Genomic DNA, 25,464 nt, shown 5'->3' with positions numbered 1-25,464 from the left:
CCGTGGCGAGTGTCCCCAATCGCCCGAGCGGCAGTGGCGGGTTCGAGGCGTGCTTCACCCGCCAACTGCGCAGGAGTTCCCGACGGCGCCGTGCCCACCACAGCCGTCCCAAAAAAGCCTTGGCATCGCCCGCCCCCGGTTGTATGGTTAGTTACATCAGTAACTAACCAATTGACCAGCTGACTGGTCACCGGGGGGCCAGATGATCGACGACAGTAGGCCCATCTTCCTTCAGATAGCCGAAGAGATCGAAAACGAGATTGTCGAGGGAACCCTGGCCGAAGAGGCGCAGGTCCCATCCACGAACGAGTTTGCCGCTTTCCATCGCATCAACCCGGCGACTGCCGCCAAGGGCGTCAACCGGCTCGTGGACGAGGGCATTCTCTACAAGCAACGGGGAATAGGAATGTTTGTTGCCACCGGTGCCCGCGCCGCGCTCCTGCAGCGCCGGCGGGACCAATTCTTTGACCAATACGTCCGCCCGCTGGCGGTAGAGGCTCGGAAGCTGGGAATCAGCCCCTCCGAACTGGCGGAAATGGTCCGCTCCAGCGAATCAGTTTCGGGGGGAACACCATGAGCAGCGTTATCGAAACACATGATCTGATCAAGACCTACCGCAATTCCACGGCGCTCGACGGGGTGAGCCTGTCGCTGCAGCCCGGGAAAATTTACGGCCTCCTCGGACGTAACGGGGCAGGCAAAACCACCCTGATGTCCATCCTCACCGCGCAGGGTTTCCAGACCTCCGGGACAGTCGCCGTCTTCGGTGAGAGTCCCTACGAGAATGAACGGGTGCTGAGCCGCATCTGCTTCATCCGTGAATCGCAAAAGTATCCAGATGCGTTCACGCCCAAGCATGCCTTCCGGTCGGCGGCGTTGTTTTTCACCAACTGGGACCAGGCACTTGCCAACCGATTGGTCGAGGATTTCCAGTTGCCCCTCAAGCGATCGATCAAGAAGCTCTCCCGCGGGCAACTCTCGGCCGTCGGGGTCATCATCGGTCTGGCATCCCGCGCCGAGCTGACGTTCTTCGATGAGCCCTACCTTGGTCTGGACGCCGTGGCGAGGCAGCTGTTCTACGACCGGCTCGTCGAGGATTACGCGTTACACCCGCGGACCGTAGTGCTCTCCTCCCACCTGATCGATGAGGTGGCGAATCTCCTGGAGCACGTGATCGTGATCGACAAAGGCCGCATCATCATGAACGACGACGCCGAGAGCATCAGGGGTTCGGCGTTCACGGTGGTCGGATCCGCAACCGTGGTGAAGGCGTTCCTTGCCGGCCGGGAAATTCTTCACACCGACAACTTCGCCTCACTGGCCTCGGTGACTGCCGTCGGCGTGCTCACGCCGACGGAGAAACGCGAGGCCGCAGAGCTGGGCCTGGAGCTCGCTCCGGTCTCACTGCAGCAGCTGGTGATCCGTCGAACCCTGGCAGCGACCAGCGGCGATCTGGACGCCGTGCACAACCACTCGCTGGAGGTATCACAATGAGTCGTGTAGTCAATGTCATGCGCATGCAGCTCAGCAACAGATGGACCTTTATCGGCATTCCGGCCGTAATCCTCGTTGCGTCCTTCGGGTTGAGCTGGGTCATCTGGTCCTTCATCCCCTATGAGGGAGCAAAATATTCGGGCGGTTCCCAGGCCATCATGTGGTACTTCCTGGCGCTGGGAATCCAGTCGCTCACCCTGACCTTCCCCTTTTCGCAGGGACTGAGTATCAGTCGCAAGTCCTTCTTCCTCGGGACCCTCGGCTTGTTCTCGATCATTGCGGCAGTGACAACGGCACTCTATTACGTGCTCGGCCTGATCGAGATAGCAACTGACGGGTGGGGACTCAACGGCAGATTCTTCGCGATTGACTGGATTGCCGAAGGATCCGGCCTGCCGATGATGGTCTTCTACTTCACGGCGATGATGGTGCTGTTCCTGGTTGGCTTCTGGGCCGCGACCATCTACAAACGGTGGCAGACCACGGGACTCCTGATCACCGGGATCGGGACTGCAGTCCTGCTGGTCGGCCTCGTCTTCTACCTCACTCGCCAGGAACTCTGGGGCCAGGTGGGCCAGTTCCTCAGCAGCCAGACCCAGCTGAGCGTCGCAGGCTGGCTCGCCGTCGTCGGCCTGGCGCTGGCGGGCGGGTCCTACCTCACCCTGCGACGGGCCGTGCCCTAGCTCAGCGTGGGGCGAACAGCTCACGCTGCAGGTCGATGCCTGGCTGGTGGAGCATAGCGTCGATGCCCAGCTCCTGCGCGGCAGCGACATTGACCTGGGCATCATCAACGAAGGTGACCTCATGTGGTTCGGCGCCAAGGTCCCTCAGCACGTGTTCGAAGATTTCCCGCTGCGGCTTCACCAGCTGGAGCACCGAACTGAAGTACATCTTCGTGAAGTACCCGGTCCAGGACGCCTGCTCAAACCTGGCCACCATCGGGGCAGGCATATTCGAGAGCAGCGCCAGCCGGGCACCCTGGCTGCTGAGTTCCTCGAGGACATCGAGGGTTTCCAGGTTGAAGTGGGACCACTGGTTGGCATCCAGCGTGTCGAGCAGGTCCGTCCGGCTCTCAGTGACGTCGCGTCCGGTGACCAGCGACCAGTATTCGACGCTGGTCTTGCGGCCAGCATCGAAGTCTAACCGGTGCTGCCAGTAGGGCGAGCCGGGGTCCATCAGCTGGACGCCAGCAGCATCCTCGAGGTTCAGCCAGTCCTCGGGTGTGGGCGCATTGGAGATCACCATGCCGTAATCGAACAGGTACCACTGTGTCTTTCCCATACCTCAGGGTAGGGGACTGTGGCAGGTATCTCCCGGCGCGCGGGTGAACGTTAGGTAAAATCCGTCGGTTCAACCCGTAGCGTTGACCCGGTGGGAATTGAGTTCACAGCAATCGACTTTGAGACAGCAAACGGGTTCCGTGGCTCGCCCTGCGCGGTTGGCTTGACCAAGGTGCGGGACGGCAGGATCGTGGACGAGGCCCACTGGCTGATGCGCCCTCCCGCGGGGCACGACCATTTCGACTGGCGCAACGTACGGATCCACGGCATTTCCCCGGAGATGGTGGCGACCCAGCCACGGTTTGGGGACCTATTCCCGGAGATCGGTGCTTTTATTGGTGACGACGTCCTGGTGGCACATAACGCGGCCTTCGATCTGGGCGTCATCAGGTCGGGACAGGAAGTTTCCAACATCGCGGGCCCGGCCTACAACTACACCTGCACCGTGGTGCTCTCCCGGCGCAGTTATTCGCTGCCCTCGTACTCGCTGCCCTTCGTCGCCGAGGCGGCCGGAGTCCCGCTGGTCAACCACCATGATGCAGTTGAGGATGCCAGGGCGTGTGCCGGCATCATGATCGACATCGCCAGGATGAACGGTGCGGACTCGCTGGCAGAACTAGCCGCGCTGCAGCGGCTCCCACTCTCGATCCAGGATGCCTACGTACCGGGAATCAACCCTGTCTCGAAGGCGACGCGCGGTGCCCTGGCCCGTGGCCCGGTTGCTACCCGGACCGGCCCCTCCGGGTGGCCCGAGGAGGGCTTGAACCCGCCCGCGAATGGCGCAGCCGATCCGGCGAACCCGCTGTACGGCCAGACGGTGGTGTTCACCGGCACGCTCGGCATGCCTCGTCCGCAGGCCAAGGAACGGGCCGCGTGGCTCGGCGCCCAACCAGCGAGCACGGTCACCCAACGCACCACAGTATTGGTGGTGGGCGACGGATTTGAGGCCTCGGATCTGCGCAATGGACGCGTCACCGGCAAAGCCCGGCGTGTTCTCGACCTCCACGAGCGAGGCCAGCGGATCGAGGTCCTCTCGGAAGCCGAGTTCCTGCAGATGACTGAGGGCCGCTGGCCCGTCGACAGTCCCTGACCGGTCTACGGTCCCTGACCTGCTTACGGTTCCAGCCGCTCTACAGGGCCAGCTGGACCCCGGTGAGCTCCTCCGACGCGTCGATCAGCCGGGAAGCGGTGTTGCGCTCGCGGGCGTGCGGATGCGCCGGCACCGACGTCGGGTGACCCCGTAACTGGAACCAGCCGCTCGGCCCGCAGTAGGAGCCGTTGTCGACGCCCGGATCACCCACCGCCCGAACCAGTGGCCACGCCCCGGTGTCCTTGCCGTGCGAGACGGGTGCCAGCACGCGGCGCTGTGCAGCGGGTGGGGTGTCGTTCAAACCGATTCCGGGTCGGTGCGGAGTGAGCATGTCCAGGGCCAGACCCGGATGGGCCACGATGCTCTGTACCGGGCTCCCCAGCAGGTGAAGCCGGGCAGCGAGTTCGAAACCGAAGGTCATGACAGCCAGCTTCGACGTCGCGTAGGAGCGCGGATTGTTGTACTTCGCTGGCATCAGGTCGGCAGTGTTCAGCCGGACCCAGCGGTGGCTGATGCTGCCCAGATGAACCACCCGGCCGCGCGCAGCGGTGAGGGCAGGCAGCAGGCCCGCTGTGAGGGCAAAATGTCCCAGGTGGTTGGTGCCGAACTGCAGCTCAAAACCATCCGCCGTGTGCTGGCGTCCGGCCGCGCCCACAACTCCGGCGTTCGCCAGGAGCGCATCGAGGGGACCCCGTGAGGAGAGCACTTCCACGGCCTGCCGTACCGAGTCGAGCCGGGCCAGATCGAGCTCCTGGTAGTGGACGTCTGCGTCGGGAACCCTGCGCCGGATCGCTGCAATGGCCGCTGTGGCCTTCTGCTCATTGCGCGACGCCATCACCACGGTTGCCCCGGCCGCCGCCAGCTGCTCGCAGGCAAAATAGCCGAGCCCGGCGTTCCCTCCGGTGACCACCACGGTGCGGCCGCTCAGATCCGACAGGTGAGCGGGACTCCAGTTATCCATGAGCCAAGACTAGGCACAGCAGGGCCCAGCCCAAGAATCGCCCCCAGAATCGCCCCAGGGAAAGGCTCAGCCGGTCGAGGTGGTTTCCACCAACAGCTGAGCCATCGCGCTGACGGTTTCGGCACCCTCCAGCAAGGACACCCACGCGGCGGGCAGCCCCTGCACCCCGTAGAGCGCGCCGAGGATGTTGCCGGCGATCGACCCCGTCGTGTCGCTGTCACCGTCGTGATTGACCGCGAGGCATAGCGCAGCGCGGAAGTGGTCCTCTACTCCCGCGGTCGTCTCGGTTGCCAGCACCGCATACACGGCAATCGCCAGGGCTTCGTCAGCTGTCCACCCACCACCGAGGGCTGCTGTCATCAGCTCAGGCGAGACACCGCCGTCGTCGGCCAGTTTGACAGCGGTCTCAAGGAGGCGGACCAGCTCGGGTAGCGCCGAAGCGGCTGCCCGGGAGACGGCGGCAGCCACCGCCTCAGCGAGAGGCTTGCCATCACGGGCGATTGAGTGGATCAGGACGGCGACCACGGCAGCGCCGTGCTGGGCCGTGGGGTGGCCGTGGGTCAGTGCGGCGGCGTTCATCGCCAGCCGATCGGCAACCTCGACAGGAATATGGGGCACCAGCCCAAACGGGGCGGAACGCATCACCGTGCCGGAGCCTTTGGCGTCAAGATTCAGTGGCCGCGCCTGGGTGCCCATGTCTCCGCTGCGGAGTGCGCTGAGGCACGCCGCGCCGGGCCGGCGGCGGTGCTGAAGGACTTCCTGGGCATCGATCCAGCGGGGCGGGGGAGCAGGCGCCGACGACGACGGCGTCTCGCCCTGCGTCGCCAGCCACCGCAGGTAGGCCAGCCACAGGCAGGCGGTCTCATCAGCCGCCACTCCATCATTGGCCCATTGGATGGCATCAACGAGTCCGTCGACCGTATACAACGTGAGCTGGGTATCGTCGGAAAACCGGAACGTGTCCGGCAAAGCGTCGGGGGAGGTCACACCGTGTGGACCGTAGGCTGTCCGGATGGATTGCAGGTCGAGTTCTTCGACGGCATAGCCGAGGGCATCGCCGAGGGCACCGCCCAGCAGGCAGCCATGAACACGGTCGGAATAAGTCGGGGCAACAGGCACCTCAACAGTCTAGTGTCGGGTATGGTGCTACTGCCCCGTCCACCGGCGTCGCCCGCTCACAGCGGGCATCCAGCAACAAGTGGAACGCTGGACGGGTTTGCCTGACCGGATCGTACGGTCCCGACAATAGAGTCGACCCCCATCTCGACTCTCCCATTCAGCTTGAAGGAATACGTTCACCATGACGCAGACATCTCTGCCCAGCCACGATCTGCACGCGGACCCGGAACACTCCGGGCGCGCTGCCGGGATCAAAGACTTTCCACTGGTGGCCCGGTCCCTCGCCGAAGCAGCAGGCTCGTTCCTGCTGGTCCTCGCGGGACTGGGCGTTACCATCCTGAACACCCAGACGGGTGTTCAGCCGACTCTCGCCTTCGGTCTGGCGCTGATCGGAGCGATGGTCGCGTTCGGCTATGTGTCGGGGGGTCACTTCAACCCGGCGGTCACGCTCGGCTCGGCAATCGCAGGTAAAACCTCGTGGGCCTCGGTACTGCCTTACATTGTGGCGCAGGTGGTCGGCGGCGTTGTCGCAGCAGTATTTATTTGGTTGCTCCTGAGCGCCAACCAGCAGTTTGCCGGTAGCGTCCAGGCCCTGTTCGCCGTCTCGGCCAACGGTTACGCAGACAATTCGCCCACCCAGTTCGCCCTGAGCAGCGCTCTCCTCGCCGAGGTTGTCGGCACCGCGATCTTTGTCGCCGTCGTGCTGGGGGCTACCTCCCGCACCGCCACTGGTGCGCTGCGCAACGCCGGTGGGCCCTTCGCCATCGGGCTGGTCTACGCCGCGCTGCTGACCTTCCTGCTCCCCATCACCAACGGGTCGTTGAACCCAGCCCGGTCAACCGCCGCCGCCATCTTCTCCGAAGGCTGGGCCATCGAGCAGCTGTGGCTGTTCTGGGTAGCACCGGTGCTCGGCGCAGCGATCGCTGGACTGATCTACCGCAGCACCGAGCTGTTTGGTGGACGCAAGAGTGAAGCCGGGGTGGCTGGGCCGGCCGACGGATCCGTCGCCGCACCTGCCGACGACGACGCAGCCCCGGCAGCCACCGGGGTCAACGCCCCCTCGCAGACCACCGGGGTGACGTCGGCTGACCGCTACCCGGCGGGCCATGCACGCACCGGTGACACGGCCGAGGATGGTCAGGTCGACCGTCCCGCCGGGACCGACGAGGCACGGACGTTCTTCGACGGATCCGACGATCGCCGCGACGAAAAGTAGGCTAAAACCCGGCCAAAGTCCGCACCGCCGGGAACCCTCCGCAGGAATGTCAGTGGGGGCCGGTAGCTTGGAATCATGAGGCTACTGCACACATCCGATTGGCACCTGGGACGGTCGTTCCACGGTGTGGGTACCCTTCAGGCGCAACGGATTTTCATCGACCACCTCGAGAAATCTGTTCGCGAGCATGAAGTCGATGTGGTGCTGATCGCCGGCGACGTCTACGACCGTGCACTGCCCGGCGTGGACGTCGTCGGCCTCTTCGACGACGCGCTGGATCGTCTCACCGGGGCCGGAGCGCAGGTGGTGGTTTCCAGTGGAAACCACGACTCCGCCACCAGACTGGGATTCGGCGGTCGCATTCTGGAACGCGGCGGAGTGCACTTACGCACCCGGCTTGAGGACATTGCACGGCCGGTCCTTTTCCCCCTTGACGACGACGGCGCCGAGCTGGCCGTCTATGGCCTGCCCTACCTCGAGCCGCGGCTGGTCGCAGGTGGGCTCGGAGCCGAGGCCCCGACACACACCAGCGTGACCAGGGCAGCCCTGGACCGGGTCCATTCGGACCTGGCGCATCGCCGGGCGGCCGGGACCGTCCGGTCCCTGGTCATGGCGCACACCTTCGCCAGCGGCGGTATCACCTCGGCCAGCGAACGCGATCTCAGCGTGGGTGGGGTTGGTGCCGTGCCCCTCGATCTCTTTGAATCCTTCGACTACACGGCCCTGGGGCACCTTCATGGCCAGCAGCAATTGGCACCCAATGTGCGGTACTCCGGTTCGCCCCTGCCCTATTCGTTCTCGGAAGCCAACCAGGCCAAGGGCGCCTGGCTGGTGGACATCAGCGCCGACGGGCTGGGTGAGGTCAGTGCAATTAACTGGCCAGGGTACCGCGAGCTGGCGGTCCTGACTGGGGAACTTGAGGACCTGCTGGCGGACCCGCGCCATGACTGGGCCGAGAACGCCTATTGCCACATCACCCTCACCGACGCTGACCGGCCCGCCCAGGCTATGGAGCGCCTGCGGAGCCGCTTCCCCACCACCCTGGTATTGAACTTCGAACCGGCCGGTGACCGGCAACGCGCAGCGCAGACCTACAGCCAGCGCATCGCCACGGCCACTGATGATGTGGAGGTGTGCTGTGGCTTCTTTGACCACGTCCGGTCCCGTCCAGCGAACGATGGCGAACGCGCTGTCATCACCTCCGCCCTTGAGACAGTCCGTTCGGCACAGGTCGAACGGTGAGGATCCACCGCCTGGAACTTCAGGCGTTCGGCCCCTTCGCTGAACGCCAGCAGGTCGACTTCGACAGGTTGGGTGCCCACGGTCTGTTCCTCCTGAACGGTCCCACGGGCGCCGGAAAATCGAGCGTACTCGACGCGATTTGCTACGCGCTCTATGGATCGGTGCCCGGCGCCCGGCAGGGTGCAAAGCGGCTCCGCAGCGACCACGCACCCGAGTCGCTGGCCCCCGAGGTGACCTGCGAGTTCAGCGTGGGCGGTCGCCGGTTGGAAGTGATCCGCAATCCGCAATGGAATCGCCCGGCCAAGCGGGGCAAGGGGACCACCTCCGAGCCGGCCCGCACCCTGCTGAGGGAGCAGGTCGACGGCGAATGGGTCCAGAAATCCGCCCGAAACGATGAAGCCGGCGACGAGATCCAGACCCTTCTCGGCATGAATCGTGAGCAGTTCACCCGGGTGGTGATGCTGCCACAGGGCGAGTTCGCCGCTTTCCTTCGCTCCGATGCGAAATCCCGCCGGGAACTGCTGCAGCGGCTCTTCTCCACCGACCGTTTCGAGCAGGTGGAGCAAGTCCTCGCTGAACGAGCCCGGGCGCTCGGCGGCCGGGTCGCCGACGCCGAAGCCGGGTTGACCCACATCTTCCGTCGGGCCCTGGATGAGGTGGAGCGCCATGCTCTCATGGGGGGCGAGGCGGACCCCGCCCCCGATTCCGCCCCTGGGTCCGACGCGGCTCCGGAAACCCAGGAAGCCGGACCGGAAACCATCAGCGGCTTGCAGTTGCGTCTCGCGGGTGCGCTGGAAAGCGCAACCCAGACTTCGACCAAGGATTCGCTGGAGCTTGCTGCATTCCGACAGGCACACCAGGAGACGTCGGCCCTCCACGCGCGCCAGGGTGCACTGGCGAAGTTCAGGGCTGACGAGGCCGCGCATCTGGCCCAGCGTGAGGATGCGGAAGTGTTTCAGGCTGCAGTGGAACGGGATCGGAAGGCCCGCATCCTGGAAGGTGGCCTCCGCTCATTGGATCAGGCAGAGCGGACGCTCAGCCACGCCACCGCCGGGGCGAAGGTCGCAACGCTCCGGATCGCCGAATCCGAGGTGGCCGGATCCCTGGTGCCCGGCCTCAATCCAGACGACGTCATTTCCGCCATCACCGCCGCCGACGGCGTCGACGTGAGCCCTGCCGGCGTCGATGTGAGCCCTGCCGGCGTCGACGGCGCGGGGTCCAGCCTTGACGAGACGATCGGCGTGCTCGATGCTGCCTGCACCAGTGCCACCTCAGACCTCGGGGTGCTGCGCTCGGCACTGCCGGAGGAACAGCGTCTGCAGTCGCTGGAGCACAGGCTCGCCAAGGCGGCGGCTGAGCAGGAACGGATTGAGGCAGCCCTTGCGGACTGCTCGGGTGCCCAGGCGGAGGTCCGCGCCGAGGCCGCCGAAGCCCGTGCGGAGCGTAGCGAGCTTGAGCGTCAGGTCAACCAGGAATCGACGCTGGGGGAGCGGGTGGCAGAGGGCAAGCGGCTCCTGACCACGATCGCGGCCCTCGGGACCGCGCGAGACAGGGTCCTGGGCGAGGAGGAGAAGTACACGGCAGCCGAACGGCGCTTCCTAGAGCTCAAGGGTCACTGGCTGGATACCCTCCGGCAACGCCTGGAACAGGCTGCAGCCGAGTTGGCTGACCGGCTCACCGACGATAGTGACTGCCCGGTCTGCGGCAGCCGGTCCCATCCCCGGCCGGCCTCGGCCGATCTGGACACCCTGGTCACCCACGACCAGGAAGAGGCTGCACACCGAAAGCAGGACGCCGCCGAGCAGGAGCTGGACCGGATCCGACGAGTGCGGGACGAGGCAGTCCTGGAGGCCGCCAGGTTGGAGGCGCAGGGTGGTGGCAGGGATGCTGCCGACGTGCAGGAGGAGCTCACGCGGGACACTGGCCTGCTGGCGGAAGCAGTCGCAGCACGACAGGCATTGGAGCGCGTCACGGCCCGGCTGGTCGAGTTGACCGAACGCGAAGAAAGCCTCACTGCCACCTACAACGGGTTGACAACTTCACTTGCTGAACTGCGGTCACTGATTGCCGGGCTGGAGGAACAGCGAGGGGAAGTGACGGGGCGGCTGGTCACGCTCCGCGACGGGTATGACACCCTGGCGGAACGGATTACTCAGCTGTCGGCGGGACACGAAGCTATTGCCACCTGTCGGGACGCCCTGCAGGGCCTGATCCGTGCCCGCGACGGCCACGATCAGGCGTTTGGCTCGCTGGCCGAGGGACTGTTGAACTCGTCATTCGACGACCCGGATGAGGTGCGCGCGGCCCTGCTGCCGTCGGCTGGGCTGCAGCGCGCCGAGCAGTTCCTCAGCGGCTATCAGCGCACCACGCACCGGCTGGAAGCTGATCAGGGCCTGCCGGAGATTGCCGGGGCACTTCAGGACGAGGCAGCCGGTCTGCTGGCAGTGACCCGCGAAGTGCTTGAAGCAGCGGCAGCGGCGGAGAGTGAATCGGCTGCACGCGCCGCGAAAAGTGAGGTCAAACGTCGGATGATCGAGGAGTCGGCGGCACAGCTTGAACGCTATGCAGCCGAAATGGGCCGCCAGGAGAAGCTGGTGCTGCCGCTGCGGACCGAGTATGAACTCGTGAAATCCTTGGCCGACACCGCGGCCGGAGGCGGAGACAACTCGTACAAGATGAGTCTTGGCACCTACGTGCTGGCTGCACGCCTGGAGCAGGTAGCGGATGCAGCGACTGAACGGCTGCTGGCCATGTCTGATGGGCGCTATGCTCTCGTGCACAGTGATGCGCTATCGGGCAACAAGAAGTCGGGCCTGGGACTCAACGTCATCGACGGCTGGACCGGAAATACGAGGGACACGGCAACCCTCTCAGGCGGCGAATCCTTCATGGCGGCCCTGGCGCTCGCCCTCGGCCTGGCCGACGTCGTTCAGGCCGAGTCAGGGGGAATCGAGATCGAGACACTGTTCGTTGATGAGGGCTTCGGTAGTCTCGATGACCAATCCCTGGAACAGGTCATGGATGCTCTGGAAGGGCTTCGGGACGGTGGCCGCATGGTGGGGCTGGTCAGCCACGTCGCCGAACTCAAGCAGCGCATCACCGCCCAGCTTCAGGTGATCAAGGGACGAAACGGATCCACCCTGCGGATTGTCGACCAGTTACCGGTCGACCAACTGCCCATCGACCAACTGCCCATCGACGATCAGCCCACCGGTCCGCATCAGACGGATGGGCTGCAGACGGTGTAAATTGAGGGTTGTCACCGGGTTGGGCGCATCGGGAGGGGGGACGATGCGCAATCAGCTGTATCCGGAAAGACCCTCACCATGACACTACCCGCAGTATCCGCTAGCCGGCTGGGACGCTATGGCCGGCTCCCGGCCCTCGCCGGATCTTCTTTCCTCACCATCGGCTTCTTCGCCCGGCTGCCCCTGGCCATGTTGACTGTCGGGGCCCTGACCCTGGTTACGGCGGCCAGCGGGTCGGTAGCAACCGGAGGGTTTGCCGCCGGAGCGGTCGGCGTCGGTTCGGCGCTGGGAGCCCCTATTCTCGGGTACCTTGCCGACCGCACCGGGCAACGGCCCGTGCTGCTCGTCTCGGCGGTCCTGAACACTATGGCGATTGCCCTGGTGGTCACGGCCAGTTACTCAGTGCCTGACTTTTCGGCGGCCTCCACCGCACTCATTCTCGGGGCAGCCTTCGGCATGGGATTGACCTGCCCGCAGATCGGGCCACTGGCCCGGGTGCGGTGGATCGCCCTGACCCGCGGAACCCAACAGGGCGATCTGGATACGGCGCTGTCCTACGAGAGCACCGCGGATGAACTGACCTTCGTTCTGGGGCCAGCACTTGTGGGCCTGTTGGCGAGTGTGATTGCCCCCTGGCTGCCGCTGGCCCTCGCCGCCGTGCTGACCATCGTCATGGTGAGCGCGTTCGCAATTCACCCCACGGTCCAGGCCGTGGTGCCGCTAAACCGGCGTCCTCACCCTGCCCGGGAGGGGGAGCCCAGCACCCGCCGGAGGGAGCCCGGCAGCCGACGGTTTTGGTTGCTGGTTCCGCTCCCGGTGCTTGGCATGGTTGCAATGGGTACCTTCTTCGGCTCAACGCAGACGGCCCTGATCGCGTTCGCCGGCGAGTTCGGGGCTGCTACGTCGGCGGGTCTGCTGTACGCCGTGATGGGTCTGAGCTCAGCGGCGGCGGCGCTGTCGGTGGCGTACTGGTCAGCCCGATTCTCGGCGTCGTTTCGCTGGATCATCTCCGCTGGCGGGATGAGCCTGCTCAGCCTGTTCCTCTTCATCCCGCAGGAGGTCCCGCTGATGCTGCTGGTGCTGTTCGTCCTGGGTATCCCGGTGGGACCCACGATGGTCACGATTTTCAGTATCGGCTCCCTGGTGGCCCCGAAGGAACTGATGGGAACGGTCATGACCCTGCTGGCCAGCGGAATTGTCGCTGGGACGGCGATCGGGGCCGCAGTGGCCGGGACCCTGGCGGAAGCGAACGGCTTCAGTTCTGCCTTCGTGGTTCCGGTAGCTGCGGCTGGTGCGCTGCTGGTGCTGGGAGTCGTTTCATTGACGGTGCCCCGGCAGCATCAATCCGACTAGCCCGCTGCACCCCATACCCCAGTACCTGCACCCAGCACCCCGCGCCTCGGCCCGGGTGGGGTGGGGGTGGCCTCAGCGCAACTGTTGTTCGATGGTCCGCGCGCAATCCGCGAGTTGAGCACCAAGCTCCGCCGGAGTGTGCTGGCTGCGGATGTAGACCAGCGCTACGGCTGCCGGTGGTTGACCGGGGATGCGGACCGGTACGGCTACCGAGGAGACGCCCTCAATCACCTCATCGTGGCTCACCGCGTAGCCGGTGCGCTGCGCGGTGCGCGCGGCTTCCCGGTACTGCTGGCCAGGGGCAAAACGGGCCCAGTCCTGTTCAGTCATTGCCGATTGGATGGCAATTCCAGGCGCTCCGGCGCTCACCGAGTGGCGGGTGCCAGGGCGCTGGGCAACGGTGGCACCGGTGTGCCGGGGCTCTACCGTGACCAGCGTGACGCAGTCATGTTGGTTCAGGACGGCAACGAAGGCGGTCATGCCCAGGCTATTGGCCAAATGGGTCAGTTCGGGGAGCGCCGCCGACTGCAGATCGCCCGCGACGCCGCGGGCCAGCGCGGCGAGGCCGGGGCCCGCCTGCACCCGACCCGCAGCATCCCTCACCACCAGCGAGTGGTCTTCGAGGGTCCGCAGGATGCGGTAGGCGATGGAGCGGTGCACTCCAAGCTGCGTGGACAGTTCGGCGATTGACAGGGGGGTGCGCGCTTCGGCCAGGATTTCCAGGGCACGGATGCCCCGAGAGAGGGTCTGGGAATGTGACGACGGTGCCACCGTAGCGCTGGTCTGCACACTGTCCATGGCGTCCTCTCGGGTGGGCGGCTGTTGTCTTCGTCACTTCCGCCAATATTTCACTATCAGAATGAATTGTTCAACTATAGAACAGCTAGGCTGTCCTTAATGCTAGTACAGGCACGTCAAGGGAGTTTGACCATGACCGCTTCACCGCAGCACGGGAGTGCAGCCAGCAGCGGCGCACCCGCACGTCGGCGCTCCCTGAACGTACCGCGGGCCCACCACTTCAGGGGAAGCCTTGGCCGGTTCGCGACCGGCGTCGCGATCGTCACCTTCGACGGCGCCACCAAGCGTCATGGGATCACCGTCAATTCCTTTACCTCGGTGTCAATGGATCCGCCGCTGGTGCTGGTGAGTATCGCCCGCAGCACCACGGCCCACGACGAGTTGGCCGGCAGACCGTTCACCGTCAACATCCTCGGCGCTGAGCAGCGCCAACTGGCCCTGCACTTCGCCGGGCGACCCGTTGATGAGCCGCTCTGGGTCGGGGGGGGAAGGTGCGCCACGTCTGGGGAACGTCCTGGCCTACTTTGAGTGCACCCCGTGGGCAGCGTACGACGGCGGCGACCACACCCTGTACCTCGGCGAGGTGCAGGATTTCAACTACCGCAAGGGTGATGCCCTGGCGTACGCCAACAGTAGCTTCACGACCATCCCGGAAGACCAGCTGGGGATGGAAGACCTACTCTGACCGGGTCCACCAAAACCCCAGGCAGCTGAACCGCACGACTTCCTCGAGGACTGAAGAACAATGGGCATCCGATCCGGCACGCAGTACCTGGACACATTGAATTCCATGCGACCGCACGTGGTCATCGATGGTCAGGTGGTCAGCGAAAACATCGCCGATCACCCTGCGTTCAGTAATGTGGCGCGGTCCTACGCCCGGCTATTCGATCTGCAGCACGATCCCGAGTATGCGGACCGGCTGACGTACCCATCGCCGTCGAGCGGTGACCGGGTCAACGCCTCCTTCCTCGTGCCGCGCACGGTCGCGGACCTGGAACGGCGTCGTGCGGCGACGGCCTGTTGGGCCGAATATTCGCAGGGTTTCCTGGGCCGCACCGGGGATTACATGAATGGGTGCCTGACCGCGCTGAGCGCGGCCGAACACTGGTTTGCCCAGGCGGACCCCATGTTCGGCGAGAACATTCGCCGGTACTACGAGTTCTGCCGGGAGAATGATCTCCTCACCACCCACACGCTGATTCCGCCGCAGGTCAATCGGTCGGTGTCGGGATCGGAGCAGCTGGGTGGTCACCTGTCGGCCCGCATCACCGAGGAACGCGACGACGGAATCATTATCAACGGTGCCCGCATGCTCGCTACCAACGCCCCCATCGCCGATGAACTGCTTGTCTTCCCGTCCACCCTGTTGCGCGGAACCCCCGAGGATGCGCCGTATTCCTTCGCGTTCGCGCTCCCCAACGACGCTGAGGGTCTGAGGTACCTGTGCCGGACCCCCCTCCACAATGGTGGGTCGATCCACGACGAGCCGCTGGCTTCGCGGTTCGAGGAAATGGACGCCGTCGTCATATTCGACAACGTGTTCGTGCCGAACGAGCGCATCTTCATGCTCGGGCACCCCGACCTCTGCAACGGCTTCTACTCCGAAACCGGCGCCGGGGCGCTGATGACCCACCAGGTGGTCACGCGGACCATAGCCAAGAGCGAGTTCTTCCTCGGCCTGGCAGCGGAGTTGTCGGAGTCCATCGGTATCGGCGGATTCCAGCACATCCAGGAGGATCTCGCCGAGCTCATCCAGACGGTCGAAATCGGCAAAGCCCTGCTGCGGGCGTCCGAGGTCGATGCCACACTGAACGACGACGGCGTGATGTTGCCGAAGTGGGCCACACTCAACGCGGCACGCAACTGGTATCCGAAGGTGGCCCAGCGCTTCCCCCAGATTATCCGCAAATTATCCGCCAGCGGCCTGATGGCGCTCCCGGGCGAGGCTGATCTGGCCAGTGCGGCGCTGCCGGATATCGAACGGTATCTCCAGACCAAAACGCTCACCGGACCCGAACGGGTGCGGCTATTCAAGCTGGCCCATGACGCGTCAATCTCCGGTTTCTCGGGTCGTCAGGCCCTGTATGAGTATTTCTTCTTTGGCGACCCGGTTCGGATGGCCGGGGCGCTGGTCAAAAGCTATGACACTGCCCCTGTCCAGGCGCGGGTGCGCGAGTTCCTGGCTCGTACCGACTAGGCGCGCCGCCGCATTTCGACAGGCTTCCCGGCAGGTCTTCCGGCAAGTCGTCGCCGGGGAGCGTGCATTAGGCCATCCCGGGGTAGTATGATCAGCGTCACAAACCGAACGTTCTGTCAGTAAATAGTCCGTCCCACCCTGGAGTACACAATGACGTCTTCTTCCACCAGCGTTGGCCAGCCCAAACAACGCGTGACCCGCGAGGAACGCAAGGTTCTGGCGGGGACCCTGGTCGGCACCACCATCGAGTGGTACGACTTTTTCATTTTCGCCCAGCTGACTGCGACAGTCCTGGCCGGGCTCTTCCTGACACCCCTGTCGGATTCGAACCCCGGCCTGGCTCAGATCCTGTCGTTCGCCCTGATCGGCATCAGCTTCCTCTTCCGTCCGCTCGGCGCGATCGTCGCGGGTCACCTCGGTGACCGGATTGGCCGCAAGGCCGTGCTGGTGATGACCCTGCTCCTGATGGGTGGGGCGACCGCTCTGATCGGCCTCCTGCCGACCTACGCGCAGATCGGCATCTGGGCACCCATCCTGCTGATCCTGTTCCGCATCATCCAGGGCTTCTCCGCCGGCGGTGAATGGGGCGGTGCAGCACTCATGGCCGTGGAGCACGCACCCGTACACCGGCGCGGACTCTTCGGGGCCTACCCGCAGATCGGTGTCCCCATCGGGATGATCCTCGCGACCAGCCTCCTGTTGCTGCTGCGGACGGTTCTGACCGAAGATGAGTTCCTGGCCTGGGGCTGGCGGATTCCGTTCCTGCTGTCGGTGGTCCTGATCGTGGTGGGATACCTGATCCGCCGCTCGGTCGCCGAGAGCCCAGTGTTCAAGGAGATGGCGCAGCGCAAGGCGGAAAGCAAGGCGCCGCTTCGTGAACTGTTCCGGAACCACACCAAGAACGTGCTCCTGTCGGCTGCCATCTTCATCGGTAACAACGCCGCCGGGTACCTCCTGATTGCCTTCTTCATCTCGTATGCCACTGGGCGTCTGGAACTTCCCATCCAGGAGGTGCTGCTGGCAACAGTGCTGGCCTCCTTCGGCTGGCTGATTTTCACCATGGTGGGAGGCTGGCTCTCCGACAAGATTGGCCGGGTCCGGACCTTCCAGATCGGCTATGCCTGGGTCTTCGTCTGGATGATCCCGATGTTCATGCTGATCGACACCGGCGACATCGTGCTCTACGGGGTGGCCCTGTTCGTCCTGACCATTGGGTTGGGTCTGTCCTACGGCCCCATGTCGGCCATGTACGCCGAAATGTTCCCCGCCCAGGTGCGGTACTCGGGCATCTCGATCGGCTACGCCCTCGGCGCAATCCTCGGCGGAGCGTTCGCTGCCACAGTGGCGCAGGCGCTCCTTGAGGCGTACGAATGGTCGGGTTCCGTGGCGATCTACATCATGGTGCTGTGTGTGATTTCCTTCATCGGCGTCAGCCTGGTCAAGGAGACCAAGGGCGCACCGCTGGGCGTGTCTCACCACTAGCGCGTCATACTGCATCAACGGGGCCGGAAGCGGCGGGAGACCTCCCGCTGCTTCCGGCCCCGTCCGTTGTGCAGCAGTGTTAACCTAGGTCCATGCCAGAGATGCCTGAGGTGCAGGGACTCGTTGATTTCCTTCGGCGGAAACTCATCCCCGAGGACGGTCCGCCCGCCGTCGTCGCCGGTCTTGAGGTGGCGTCCTTTTCGGTGCTGAAGACGGCCAAGGTACCCGTGCAGTCCCTGGCTGGGCTGCAGGTTCAATCAGTTGACCGGCGTGGCAAATTCCTGGTGCTGGAGATCGGCGGGCTATTCCTGGTGATGCATCTGGCCCGCGCCGGGTGGCTCAGATGGTCCGACAGTCTCAGCACGGCACGCCTGAAGCCGGGCAAGGGGCTAATCGCGCTGCGGGTCCGGTTCGCGGACGCTGGCACCGAACCTGGACCCGGGGGTGAGCCGGGCTTCGACCTGACCGAGGCTGGGACCCGCAAGTCGCTGGCCGCCTACGTGGTCGAGAGCCCTGAGGAGGTTCCCGGGATCGCCAGGCTGGGACCGGATGCGCTTGAGTTGGACCTGGCGGGATTCAAGCCCCTGCTACACGCCCACGCTGGCCAGATCAAGGGGCTGCTGAGGGATCAGTCAAAGATCGCGGGAATTGGCAACGCCTACAGCGATGAAATCCTGCACGCGGCACGGCTCTCGCCGTTTGCCCTGGCCAACAAGCTCGACGACGACGCCGTCGCCACCCTCCACACCACCATGCACCACCTGCTGAGGACAGCGATCGAGGCTGCGTCCGGGCGGCCCGCCAAGGAACTCAAGGACACCAAACGGCAGTCACTGCGCGTACATGCCCGCACGGGCGAGGCGTGCCCGGTCTGCGGTGATACGGTGCGCGAAGTTTCCTTCGCGGATTCCTCGCTGCAGTACTGTCCCACCTGCCAGACCGGCGGCAAACCGCTGGCCGACCGGCGTACCTCGAAGTTCCTGAAGTAGCCAGCGCACCTGGCCGGTGCCGTGCGTCTAGCGTTCTGACCGACCGGGCCTGAACCGTCGGTAACTGTAAACAATCAGGCCCAACGCAATGATGCCTGAGCCGATCATGGTGCCACCGGTGACCCAGCCGCCCGGCAGCCACCACCGGTCTTCCAGCGGCCACCAGCCGGGGACATCGGGTTGTAACCCCCAGATCACTCCCGTGGCCATGAGCGTCAGCGCGCCCAGCACACTGAGCACAATGCGCGGCCAGGTCAGCATGCCCAGCTCGGCCGCCTGCATGGCCCGCGCCATCACCGGGTGCAAGAGCCGTTCCGCCCAGGGATAGCGGAAGGAAAGCACTGCCAGTCCGGAAGCGACCAATAGCAGGCCCGGACCGGGGAGGACCAACCCGGCAATACCAAGCACCACCAGTGTCCACCCGCCCACTTCAATGGCGACTCGCCGTATCCAGGGGTGCACGCGGTCCGCCTTCATCATTTGATTAGCTTGCCATATTCGGTCCGGCGCCGGCGCCCAGGAGCGAGCCCTGGGCCATTCGATGAGTCAGCGCCACCGGGACTCGCTAGGATGACAGGACGAGTTGAACAGCAACCAGAAGGAGCGCCATGACTGAGCAGCCTGAGCCGGAAAATGCGAACGCCGACGAGAAGTCGAAAGGCCCCGATGGCACTATCCCGGAGTCCGAGGAGGGGGTAGGAGCAGGAGTCACTGAAGAGGCCTCGAGCTTTGAGCCCGAGGAACCCTCGGACGAAGACAACTAGCTCCCCGAACCACTTTTCCAGGTACTGAGCGCCGCTGAGCGGGCCGCGACGCATGGCACGATGCGCGGCGCCAGTACCTGGGTCCGGTGCGCTCGTGTGCGGGGGAGTGGGGGTGCTAGCCAAGGGTGGGTGCGTGGGCCGGCGGTGCCGGAATGTAGACGTTGCCGGTGGTTATCCCGCCGGTGATCGCCCCCGGCGACTCAGCGGCGGACTCCTCCGAGCGGGCCTGCCCGGCGGGCCTGGCCACCAGGAGGTCGTCGTCGGCCGCGGCGTACTCACGCAAGGCCAGGGCAACCTCGTGGGCATCAGGGCGCTGCTGGGGGCCGCGTGCCGTCATGCTGGTCAGCAGCGGGGCCCAGAAGGGTCCCAGATCGGCGGGAACCTCAGGATCGCGCAGGAGCCGGGCGACGGCCGCTTCGACGACGGCGCCGGGGAAGGCCTTTTTGCCGGTAAGGCATTCGAGCAGCACCAGGCCGAGAGAGTAAATGTCGGATTTGTAGTCGACAGCCGTTCCGTGCGCCTGCTCGGGGCTGAGATAGTTGGCGGTGCCGATGGTGGCGCCGGTGGCGGTCGCCGCCGAGGCGTCAACCATCCGCGCAATGCCGAAGTCGGTCAGCTTCGAGTACAGTCGGGTGTCCTGCTCGTCGGAACGGTACAGCAGGATGTTTGCGGGCTTGACGTCCCGATGGATGACGCCCTGGGAATGGACGTAGGCCAGCGCATCGGCCAGGTCGGCACCGAGCTGGGCCACCGCTAGGGGTTCGAGGCGTTCGGTCTTCAGGAGTTTCCTCAGATCCAGCCCATCGACGAGTTCCATGACCAGAAAACTGGTGGTCCGGCCCGACTCGTCCTGCTGCAGCCCCGCATCGTGGAGGGTAACAAGGCCCGGATGGTTCAGCGTGGCGAGCAGTAGTGTTTCGGTGTGCTGCCGGCGGTAGTCGTCGTCGTCGGAGGTACTGGGGTTGAACACCTTGACCGCGACGTCGCGGCCCAGGTTCTGATCAATCGCGCGGTACACAGCCGCCGCGCCGCCCGTGCCGAGGAGCTCGGCGGTTAGATACCGCTGCGCTAGCAGTTGGTTCACGGGGTCCTCACCGTACGAGAGATTGACAGGGATCAGCTCGTATTACTAAGTCCGCTGACTATGCCACGCTATCGTACTTTGGCGCGAGTAGTGACGCGCCGCACGGAGCCAGCGAAAAGCGCGGTGAGCTAACCGTTGAGGAACTCAATCGCAGCCGTTTTGAAGGCCCTCGACGTCACCGCATTGGTGTGGGTTCGGCCCGGGAGCCACACAGTCTCCGCGCGCGGACTCAACGCGGCCAGCTCGGGCATGGTGGTTGCCCGGTCGTCCTTGTCGCCGGCGACCAGCAGCAACGGCATGTGCGGCACTGCCTCGGCAGCGTTGAACGGCTCGCCCTTGATCGCCTCCACCATGGTCAGCAGCGCGAAGACGTCGTGGGATGGCACCAGCCGGGCCATCCGTAACAGGCCGGCGGTCGAGGCGTCGTCGATCGGGGTGCCGTCGGTCAGGTGCTGTTGGGCGGCGGGAAGGTCAAAATCAGCCAGGGGGTCTGCGGTGCCCGGCCCCCCGAGGACCATCCGGTGCACCAGTTCAGGCTGGGTGGCGCCAAACTCCCAGGCAAGTCTCGATCCCAGCGAATATCCGATAATGTCCACGCCGCTGGAAGGCTTGGACTCGTCGAGGGGAGTCACCTGGTAGTCCAGCAGGAGCTGCAACAGGTCGGCCCGGATCCGGCTTGGTGCGTACGCATCACGTTCCTCCGGGGAGGCGCTGCTCCCGTGACCCGGCAGATCGACGGTAATCACCCGTCGACCGGCGTCGGTCAATGCCCTCACCCAGCCCGAATCATGCCAGTTCAACTTCGACGACGACGCAAATCCATGCAGCAACAGCACAGGGCGTGCGTCGGACTTTTGCGCAGGGCTGTGTTCCTCAACGGACAGGTGCGGGTCAATGCCCTCCACGAGGTGGTCCCGGTGGCGTCCCATATCGATCTCCCTCAGATTAGGCGTGTCAGTCGTCGTCGGACCCGAGGCTCAGGCGCACCCGCCGCTTGGGCGCGCGTTCCTCGGGCACGGTGCCAACAATGCCGGCCGTGTTGTCGGGGACCTCAAACACAATCAGAGGGTCCCCTACTTTCACTACGTCTCCCGGCTCACCATGAACTCTAACCACTGTTCCCGCCTGCGGTGAGGGTAACTCCACGGCAGACTTGGTGGTTTCCACCTCAACCAGCGGCTGATTGCGTTCAACAGTGTCACCCACGGCGACCAGCCATTCCAGGACTGTAGCCTCGATCAGGCCCTCACCCAGGTCGGGTAGCGGAAAGGACAGTTCAGCCACGGCGATGCTCCAATACTCGTTGAATGCCGAAAAGGATCCGGTCGATGTTCGGTACGTACTCGTCTTCCAGATCGCCGGAGGGATACGGGACATCAAACCCTGTCACCCGTTCCACCGGTGCCTTCAGAACATTGAAGCACTGCTCGGTCACCAATGCCGCGATTTCGGCGCCCAGTCCGCTGGTGCGCGGCGCTTCGTGGACGACGACGGCGCGCTTCGTCTTCAGCACTGACGCTGCAAGGCCTGCAGCGTCGATCGGCTTCAGCCAGCGCAGATCGAGGACTTCGACGTCGATCCCGTCTTCGGCCGCGAGCTCGGCTACCTGAAGGCAGCGTGACACCATCGCACCCCAGGCGATCAGGGTGACGTGCCGACCGCTGCGGGCGACGCGCGAGCCTTCGAGGGTGCCGCCGTCGGCGGTGTCGACCTGTCCCTTTTGCCAGTAGCGGGCCTTGGGCTCCATGAAGATCACCGGGTCGGGGCGCCGCACGGCATGCTTGAGCAGGTGGTAGGCCTGATGGGGGTCCGACGGCGACACCACCTTCAGCCCGGGCACGTGGGCGAAGAGGCTCTCAAGGCTTTCGCCGTGGTGTTCGGGCGCGCGGATCCCACCGAAGGAGGGAACCCGCAGGGTGATCGGCATGGGGAGGGTGCCCCGGCTCCGGTAATTCATCCGGCCGATCTGGCACACAATCTGGTTGACGGCGGGGTAGGCAAACCCGTCGAACTGCACTTCAGGGATGGGGTGGAAACCTGCCATCGCCAGCCCCACCGACATGCCCAGGATGCCCGATTCGGCCAGGGGGGTGTCGAATACCCGGTCCGCACCGAACCGCTGCTGCAGCCCGTCGGTAATCCGGAACACGCCGCCGAGCTGGCCCACGTCTTCCCCGAAGATGACGGTCTTGGGATTCTCGTCCAGCGATTCTGCCAGCGCCCGATTCAGCGCCTGCTGCATGGAGAGGTGCTCGAGGGGCGACTCGGGATCGACTGTGACCGGAGCCGTGATCTCCGCCGTCTGCTCAGACATGCTCTGATTCCTCTCTCCATGTTGTCTCCTGCTGCTGCAGGGCGGGCGTGCTCTCCTGGAAGACGTAGGTGAACATGTCGGATCCGGGCCGCGGCTCGAGAGCCTCCAGACCCTCCCTGACCCGTTCGGTTTCGGCCTCGGCCTCGGCGAGGACGGCGCCGAAGTAATCGGTCTCCGTTCCGTAGGCGGTACGCAACAGGTCCGCGCAACGCTGCACCGGATCGAGGCTGCGGGCTGTCTGCTCGTCGGCGAGGGAGCGGTAACGGCCCGGGTCATCGCTCGTGGAGTGTGGACCCAGGCGGTACGTGTTGGCTTCGATCAGCATGGGTCCGTTCCCGGCGCGGCAATGCTCAACCGCCTGCCGGGTCGCCGCAAGGACGGCGACGACGTCGTTGCCGTCCACGGTGAGGGACGGCATCCCATAACCGGCGGCGCGGGCCGCCACGGCGCCACCGGCAACCTGCGCGGCCGTGGGGACGGAGATCGCCCACCCGTTGTTCTGCACGAAGAAGACCACGGGGGCTTTCATCACCGCAGCGAAGTTCATTGCCTCATGGACGTCGCCCTGGGAGCTGGCTCCGTCGCCGAAATAGGTGAGAGCGACGCCGCTGCCGGCACCGGGCTGACGCTCATGCCGGGCGAGGGTCTGGCCGTGGGCCCACCCGACGGCGTGAAGAACCGATCCGGCGACTACCGCCTGGATGGGTGCAAGGTGAGTGGCAGCCGGATCGTAAAGCCCGCCATGCCAGATGGCCTTGTGGGTGGCCATGTACTGCACCATGTCAACGTTCATGGCCCGGGCCACGCCCATCTCCCGGTAGGTGGGGAAAACGAAGTCCAGCGCAGTGTCCACGGCGAAGCCGCTGCCCACCTGGGCCGCCTCCTGACCCAGCAGGGGAGCGTAGCCGGGGATGATGCCCTGCCGCTGCCAGCGGACGGCCGCAATATCCAGCTGACGCACTGTTACCAAAAGCCGGTAGAGCCTCTTCAGTTCCTCCTCGGGAGGGGTGGGCGTGGAGTTCATTGCCATCCTTATGATCGAAGTCACTCTGCTCGAGCGACGCTACGTCCAAAATGCAGCCTCTGCAATCTGTGTGGTGAGAGCTGCGCAGTATGTCTCGAAATGCTGAGACATGTTGGCAATTGATATACAAAGTGTTCGATAGGCTGGGAAAAAGACGGCACAAAAAAAGCGACAGGAGCACGTGCGCCGTCGAACCCACCCCTGCCGCTTGGTCGAATAGACCAACGTCTGTGACAGTAGTCACTATTTCGCCAAGATACAACACCGGCGCCTCTTTTGCTCCCGAAAGGTTATCCATGGTCATCGATCCCCTCGATTCACGAATCGCTGAGCTCTTCACCGATGATCCGCGGATGAGTGTGCTTGAGGCGTCGAGGCGCCTCTCGGTTGCCCGCGCCACCATCCAGGCGAGGCTCGACCGCATGCAGCGCGACGGGGTGATCGCCGGCTGGGGGCCGAGGATTGAACCGCGCAGCCTGGGCTACCCGGTGGTGGCCTACTGTTCGCTGACCATTCACCAGGACTCCGGGCACGACGCCGTCGCCGTCGCGCTGGCGAAGATCCCGGAGATCCAGGAAGTGCACACCGTTTCGGGCGAGAGCGATCTGCTCGCCAAGGTGGCGGCCCGGTCCAACCCGGACCTGCAGCGGGTGATTGACGCCATCATCGCTACCCGGACGGTGGTGCGCTCATCGACCGTGATCGTGCTGAACACCCACTTCGAGGGTCGGACCCTGCCGCTGATGCGTGCCGCCGCCGAGCACGCCCCCACCAAGCCCCGCACCTAAGTCACCCCCACCCCCGGGTCGAGTCGCCACCAGCCCCGCACCTAAGTCACCCCCACCCCAGAGCGAGTCGCCAGAAATATCCGATTGTCGGGCCGTAACCCGTCATGTCTGTTGACTCGATCCCGGGTTGGGGCGGCTCCGTGCGGGGGCGGGTTGGAGAACCGGGGATTTCCCGCTAAAATTAGTTAGAGTCAATCTGACATTAACTCATGGGTGAAGCACTAGGCAAGGGGATCCGATGTACGCAGACGCAGCAAACGTCTCCGAGCGGCAGTTGCAGCCACCCGCGCTGGCGATTTCAACGGTGATCTTCGCGCTCCGGCCGAGTGCGACGTCGGGCCGGCCCACCCTGTGGTTGCCGCTGGTCCGGCGGATCAGGCAGCCGCATCTCGGCAAGTGGGCGTTGCCGGGTGGCCCGCTAGCCCAGGTGGAGTCGCTCCAGGATGCCGCGTCGCGCAACCTGCGGGAGACTACCGGGTTGGTCCCCAATTATCTGGAGCAGCTTTACGCGTTTGGCGGTTTGGACCGGGCCGCCACTCAACGCCTGGTCTCTATCGTCTACTGGGCGTTGGTACAACCCGACGAGGCTGCCCTGACCCAGGAATCCGAGAATGTGAAATGGTTCCGCGCCGACAAGCTCGAGGATCTGGCCTTCGACCACAATTCCATCGTGGATTACGCCCTCTGGCGGCTGCGCAGCAAGGTGGAATACGGCTCAATCGCCTACCACTTTCTTGGCGAGACCTTCACCCTGGCGCAGGTCAGGGAAGTCTACGAGGCGGTCCTGGATCGGCACCTGGATCCCGCCAATTTCCGCCGTCAGCTTCGGGCCACCCCCGATATCACCCCCACCGATGACTACCTCCAGGGAGTGCGACACCGGCCGCCCCGGCTCTACCGCTATACGGGGTCCACGGGGACCCTCGGCACCCAGGCCACATCCGGCCAGGCCACGCCAGCAGAGACCACCTCCACCAGCGCTTCCAGCTCCACCATCGCCTCGACTGACTAGAGTTTC

General features: G+C 64.9%; 26 protein-coding genes. 16 read left to right on the top strand and 10 right to left on the bottom strand.

Features of this window, described 5'->3' with window-relative positions:
- The first annotated feature begins 202 nt into the window (after window positions 1–202).
- From ACX80Z_RS00675 to ACX80Z_RS00665, 3 genes are read left to right on the top strand one after another with little or no spacing between them, the layout of a single operon-like run.
- The gene (locus ACX80Z_RS00675) at window positions 203–577 is read left to right on the top strand and encodes a GntR family transcriptional regulator (RefSeq protein WP_019481208.1); all 375 of its coding nucleotides are present in this window, start codon (window positions 203–205) and stop codon (window positions 575–577) included.
- Window positions 574–1,494, top strand: a complete 921-nt coding sequence (locus tag ACX80Z_RS00670; protein ID WP_019481209.1) for an ABC transporter ATP-binding protein — start codon at window positions 574–576, stop codon at window positions 1,492–1,494. The genes ACX80Z_RS00675 and ACX80Z_RS00670 overlap by 4 nt, the downstream gene beginning before the upstream one ends.
- Entirely contained in the window at window positions 1,491–2,177 is a 687-nt protein-coding gene (locus ACX80Z_RS00665; protein ID WP_459314594.1) for a hypothetical protein, read from the top strand. Before ACX80Z_RS00670 ends, ACX80Z_RS00665 begins: the two co-directional genes overlap by 4 nt.
- 1 nt (window position 2,178) lies before the next feature.
- On the opposite strand, the gene ACX80Z_RS00660 is transcribed toward ACX80Z_RS00665, so the two are convergent.
- Entirely contained in the window at window positions 2,179–2,775 is a 597-nt protein-coding gene (locus ACX80Z_RS00660; protein WP_019481211.1) for an HAD family hydrolase, read from the bottom strand.
- A gap of 90 nt (window positions 2,776–2,865) precedes the next feature.
- Here ACX80Z_RS00660 and ACX80Z_RS00655 point away from each other — a divergent pair, with 90 nt between their 5' ends.
- Window positions 2,866–3,864: a 3'-5' exonuclease gene (locus tag ACX80Z_RS00655; protein ID WP_024476306.1), complete on the top strand. Its 999-nt coding sequence runs from the start codon at window positions 2,866–2,868 to the stop codon at window positions 3,862–3,864.
- A 40-nt stretch (window positions 3,865–3,904) separates the two neighbouring features.
- On the opposite strand, the gene ACX80Z_RS00650 is transcribed toward ACX80Z_RS00655, so the two are convergent.
- The gene (locus ACX80Z_RS00650) at window positions 3,905–4,825 is read right to left on the bottom strand and encodes an SDR family NAD(P)-dependent oxidoreductase (protein WP_035747476.1); all 921 of its coding nucleotides are present in this window, start codon (window positions 4,823–4,825) and stop codon (window positions 3,905–3,907) included.
- 66 nt (window positions 4,826–4,891) lie between these two features.
- Window positions 4,892–5,944, bottom strand: coding sequence for an ADP-ribosylglycohydrolase family protein (locus tag ACX80Z_RS00645; RefSeq protein WP_459314592.1), 1,053 nt, complete (start codon window positions 5,942–5,944; stop codon window positions 4,892–4,894).
- 181 nt (window positions 5,945–6,125) lie between these two features.
- Here ACX80Z_RS00645 and ACX80Z_RS00640 point away from each other — a divergent pair, with 181 nt between their 5' ends.
- The 4 genes from ACX80Z_RS00640 to ACX80Z_RS00625 all read left to right on the top strand — a co-directional run bounded on the left by ACX80Z_RS00640 (window position 6,126) and on the right by ACX80Z_RS00625 (window position 13,003).
- Window positions 6,126–7,160, top strand: a complete 1,035-nt coding sequence (locus ACX80Z_RS00640) for an aquaporin (protein WP_116778632.1) — start codon at window positions 6,126–6,128, stop codon at window positions 7,158–7,160.
- Between the two features lie 75 nt (window positions 7,161–7,235).
- Window positions 7,236–8,402, top strand: a complete 1,167-nt coding sequence (locus ACX80Z_RS00635; protein WP_459304478.1) for an exonuclease SbcCD subunit D — start codon at window positions 7,236–7,238, stop codon at window positions 8,400–8,402.
- Window positions 8,399–11,650: an AAA family ATPase gene (locus ACX80Z_RS00630; RefSeq protein ID WP_459314591.1), complete on the top strand. Its 3,252-nt coding sequence runs from the start codon at window positions 8,399–8,401 to the stop codon at window positions 11,648–11,650. The genes ACX80Z_RS00635 and ACX80Z_RS00630 overlap by 4 nt, the downstream gene beginning before the upstream one ends.
- A gap of 78 nt (window positions 11,651–11,728) precedes the next feature.
- Window positions 11,729–13,003, top strand: a complete 1,275-nt coding sequence (locus ACX80Z_RS00625; RefSeq protein ID WP_459314589.1) for an MFS transporter — start codon at window positions 11,729–11,731, stop codon at window positions 13,001–13,003.
- A gap of 72 nt (window positions 13,004–13,075) precedes the next feature.
- Here the strand turns inward: ACX80Z_RS00625 and ACX80Z_RS00620 are convergent, their stop codons facing one another.
- On the bottom strand, window positions 13,076–13,801 hold the full coding sequence (locus ACX80Z_RS00620; protein ID WP_459314587.1) for an IclR family transcriptional regulator: 726 nt from the start codon (window positions 13,799–13,801) through the stop codon (window positions 13,076–13,078).
- A gap of 132 nt (window positions 13,802–13,933) precedes the next feature.
- Between ACX80Z_RS00620 and ACX80Z_RS00615 the strand changes: the two genes are divergently transcribed.
- The 5 genes from ACX80Z_RS00615 (at window position 13,934) to ACX80Z_RS00595 (ending at window position 18,472) form a co-directional block, all read left to right on the top strand.
- The gene (locus ACX80Z_RS00615; protein ID WP_459314586.1) at window positions 13,934–14,329 is read left to right on the top strand and encodes a flavin reductase family protein; all 396 of its coding nucleotides are present in this window, start codon (window positions 13,934–13,936) and stop codon (window positions 14,327–14,329) included.
- Window positions 14,265–14,486 carry a flavin reductase family protein gene (locus tag ACX80Z_RS00610; protein WP_459314584.1) on the top strand — a complete coding sequence of 74 codons (222 nt, stop codon included), beginning with the start codon at window positions 14,265–14,267 and terminating at the stop codon, window positions 14,484–14,486. Before ACX80Z_RS00615 ends, ACX80Z_RS00610 begins: the two co-directional genes overlap by 65 nt.
- Window positions 14,487–14,546: 60 nt before the next feature.
- Window positions 14,547–16,001, top strand: coding sequence for a 4-hydroxyphenylacetate 3-monooxygenase, oxygenase component (gene hpaB, locus ACX80Z_RS00605; protein WP_459314582.1), 1,455 nt, complete (start codon window positions 14,547–14,549; stop codon window positions 15,999–16,001).
- Between the two features lie 150 nt (window positions 16,002–16,151).
- Window positions 16,152–17,483, top strand: a complete 1,332-nt coding sequence (locus ACX80Z_RS00600) for an MFS transporter (protein WP_019481222.1) — start codon at window positions 16,152–16,154, stop codon at window positions 17,481–17,483.
- Window positions 17,484–17,575: 92 nt separating this feature from the next.
- Complete coding sequence (locus ACX80Z_RS00595; RefSeq protein ID WP_459304916.1) at window positions 17,576–18,472, top strand: DNA-formamidopyrimidine glycosylase family protein; 897 nt, start codon at window positions 17,576–17,578, stop codon at window positions 18,470–18,472.
- Between the two features lie 27 nt (window positions 18,473–18,499).
- Here ACX80Z_RS00595 and ACX80Z_RS00590 read toward each other — a convergent pair whose 3' ends face one another.
- On the bottom strand, window positions 18,500–18,952 hold the full coding sequence (locus tag ACX80Z_RS00590) for a PGPGW domain-containing protein (RefSeq protein WP_459314581.1): 453 nt from the start codon (window positions 18,950–18,952) through the stop codon (window positions 18,500–18,502).
- Between the two features lie 128 nt (window positions 18,953–19,080).
- On the opposite strand from ACX80Z_RS00590, the gene ACX80Z_RS00585 reads away from it, so the two are divergent.
- A complete protein-coding gene (locus ACX80Z_RS00585; RefSeq protein ID WP_019481225.1) occupies window positions 19,081–19,236 on the top strand; it encodes a hypothetical protein in 156 nt (51 codons plus the stop codon).
- Between the two features lie 115 nt (window positions 19,237–19,351).
- Here ACX80Z_RS00585 and ACX80Z_RS00580 read toward each other — a convergent pair whose 3' ends face one another.
- The 5 genes from ACX80Z_RS00580 to ACX80Z_RS00560 form a co-directional block, all read right to left on the bottom strand.
- On the bottom strand, window positions 19,352–20,320 hold the full coding sequence (locus ACX80Z_RS00580) for a serine/threonine-protein kinase (protein WP_459314579.1): 969 nt from the start codon (window positions 20,318–20,320) through the stop codon (window positions 19,352–19,354).
- A 128-nt stretch (window positions 20,321–20,448) separates the two neighbouring features.
- Window positions 20,449–21,249: an alpha/beta fold hydrolase gene (locus ACX80Z_RS00575; protein ID WP_459314577.1), complete on the bottom strand. Its 801-nt coding sequence runs from the start codon at window positions 21,247–21,249 to the stop codon at window positions 20,449–20,451.
- 25 nt (window positions 21,250–21,274) lie between these two features.
- Window positions 21,275–21,604 (bottom strand): biotin/lipoyl-containing protein, encoded by a 330-nt coding sequence (locus ACX80Z_RS00570; RefSeq protein WP_019481228.1) that lies wholly within the window; start codon window positions 21,602–21,604, stop codon window positions 21,275–21,277.
- Complete coding sequence (locus ACX80Z_RS00565) at window positions 21,597–22,634, bottom strand: alpha-ketoacid dehydrogenase subunit beta (protein WP_459314576.1); 1,038 nt, start codon at window positions 22,632–22,634, stop codon at window positions 21,597–21,599. Before ACX80Z_RS00565 ends, ACX80Z_RS00570 begins: the two co-directional genes overlap by 8 nt.
- Window positions 22,627–23,658, bottom strand: a complete 1,032-nt coding sequence (locus ACX80Z_RS00560) for a thiamine pyrophosphate-dependent enzyme (protein WP_459314575.1) — start codon at window positions 23,656–23,658, stop codon at window positions 22,627–22,629. The genes ACX80Z_RS00565 and ACX80Z_RS00560 overlap by 8 nt, the downstream gene beginning before the upstream one ends.
- 296 nt (window positions 23,659–23,954) lie before the next feature.
- Here ACX80Z_RS00560 and ACX80Z_RS00555 point away from each other — a divergent pair, with 296 nt between their 5' ends.
- The gene (locus ACX80Z_RS00555; RefSeq protein WP_116778622.1) at window positions 23,955–24,446 is read left to right on the top strand and encodes an Lrp/AsnC family transcriptional regulator; all 492 of its coding nucleotides are present in this window, start codon (window positions 23,955–23,957) and stop codon (window positions 24,444–24,446) included.
- 238 nt (window positions 24,447–24,684) lie between these two features.
- Window positions 24,685–25,458 carry an NUDIX hydrolase gene (locus ACX80Z_RS00550; protein WP_024476211.1) on the top strand — a complete coding sequence of 258 codons (774 nt, stop codon included), beginning with the start codon at window positions 24,685–24,687 and terminating at the stop codon, window positions 25,456–25,458.
- Window positions 25,459–25,464 lie beyond the last annotated feature (6 nt).

The organism is Arthrobacter sp. TMT4-20, assembly GCF_054510775.1.
Note: the sequence above shows the minus strand (reverse complement) of the source record. Positions and strands in the feature narration are given on the sequence as shown.

What these genes read in the sequence shown, in the direction of transcription:
- ACX80Z_RS00675 (WP_019481208.1), top strand. Translation starts at nt 203, where the DNA reads ATGATCGACGACAGTAGGCCCATCTTCCTTCAGATAGCCGAAGAGATC.
- ACX80Z_RS00600 (WP_019481222.1), top strand. Translation starts at nt 16,152, where the DNA reads ATGACGTCTTCTTCCACCAGCGTTGGCCAGCCCAAACAACGCGTGACC.
- ACX80Z_RS00565 (WP_459314576.1), bottom strand. Translation starts at nt 22,634, where the DNA reads ATGTCTGAGCAGACGGCGGAGATCACGGCTCCGGTCACAGTCGATCCC.
- ACX80Z_RS00585 (WP_019481225.1), top strand. Translation starts at nt 19,081, where the DNA reads ATGACTGAGCAGCCTGAGCCGGAAAATGCGAACGCCGACGAGAAGTCG.
- ACX80Z_RS00615 (WP_459314586.1), top strand. Translation starts at nt 13,934, where the DNA reads ATGACCGCTTCACCGCAGCACGGGAGTGCAGCCAGCAGCGGCGCACCC.
- ACX80Z_RS00550 (WP_024476211.1), top strand. Translation starts at nt 24,685, where the DNA reads ATGTACGCAGACGCAGCAAACGTCTCCGAGCGGCAGTTGCAGCCACCC.
- ACX80Z_RS00575 (WP_459314577.1), bottom strand. Translation starts at nt 21,249, where the DNA reads ATGGGACGCCACCGGGACCACCTCGTGGAGGGCATTGACCCGCACCTG.
- ACX80Z_RS00665 (WP_459314594.1), top strand. Translation starts at nt 1,491, where the DNA reads ATGAGTCGTGTAGTCAATGTCATGCGCATGCAGCTCAGCAACAGATGG.
- ACX80Z_RS00640 (WP_116778632.1), top strand. Translation starts at nt 6,126, where the DNA reads ATGACGCAGACATCTCTGCCCAGCCACGATCTGCACGCGGACCCGGAA.
- ACX80Z_RS00590 (WP_459314581.1), bottom strand. Translation starts at nt 18,952, where the DNA reads ATGATGAAGGCGGACCGCGTGCACCCCTGGATACGGCGAGTCGCCATT.
- ACX80Z_RS00635 (WP_459304478.1), top strand. Translation starts at nt 7,236, where the DNA reads ATGAGGCTACTGCACACATCCGATTGGCACCTGGGACGGTCGTTCCAC.
- ACX80Z_RS00610 (WP_459314584.1), top strand. Translation starts at nt 14,265, where the DNA reads ATGAGCCGCTCTGGGTCGGGGGGGGAAGGTGCGCCACGTCTGGGGAAC.
- ACX80Z_RS00650 (WP_035747476.1), bottom strand. Translation starts at nt 4,825, where the DNA reads ATGGATAACTGGAGTCCCGCTCACCTGTCGGATCTGAGCGGCCGCACC.
- ACX80Z_RS00660 (WP_019481211.1), bottom strand. Translation starts at nt 2,775, where the DNA reads ATGGGAAAGACACAGTGGTACCTGTTCGATTACGGCATGGTGATCTCC.
- ACX80Z_RS00625 (WP_459314589.1), top strand. Translation starts at nt 11,729, where the DNA reads ATGACACTACCCGCAGTATCCGCTAGCCGGCTGGGACGCTATGGCCGG.
- ACX80Z_RS00555 (WP_116778622.1), top strand. Translation starts at nt 23,955, where the DNA reads ATGGTCATCGATCCCCTCGATTCACGAATCGCTGAGCTCTTCACCGAT.
- hpaB (WP_459314582.1), top strand. Translation starts at nt 14,547, where the DNA reads ATGGGCATCCGATCCGGCACGCAGTACCTGGACACATTGAATTCCATG.
- ACX80Z_RS00620 (WP_459314587.1), bottom strand. Translation starts at nt 13,801, where the DNA reads ATGGACAGTGTGCAGACCAGCGCTACGGTGGCACCGTCGTCACATTCC.
- ACX80Z_RS00670 (WP_019481209.1), top strand. Translation starts at nt 574, where the DNA reads ATGAGCAGCGTTATCGAAACACATGATCTGATCAAGACCTACCGCAAT.
- ACX80Z_RS00595 (WP_459304916.1), top strand. Translation starts at nt 17,576, where the DNA reads ATGCCAGAGATGCCTGAGGTGCAGGGACTCGTTGATTTCCTTCGGCGG.
- ACX80Z_RS00560 (WP_459314575.1), bottom strand. Translation starts at nt 23,658, where the DNA reads ATGAACTCCACGCCCACCCCTCCCGAGGAGGAACTGAAGAGGCTCTAC.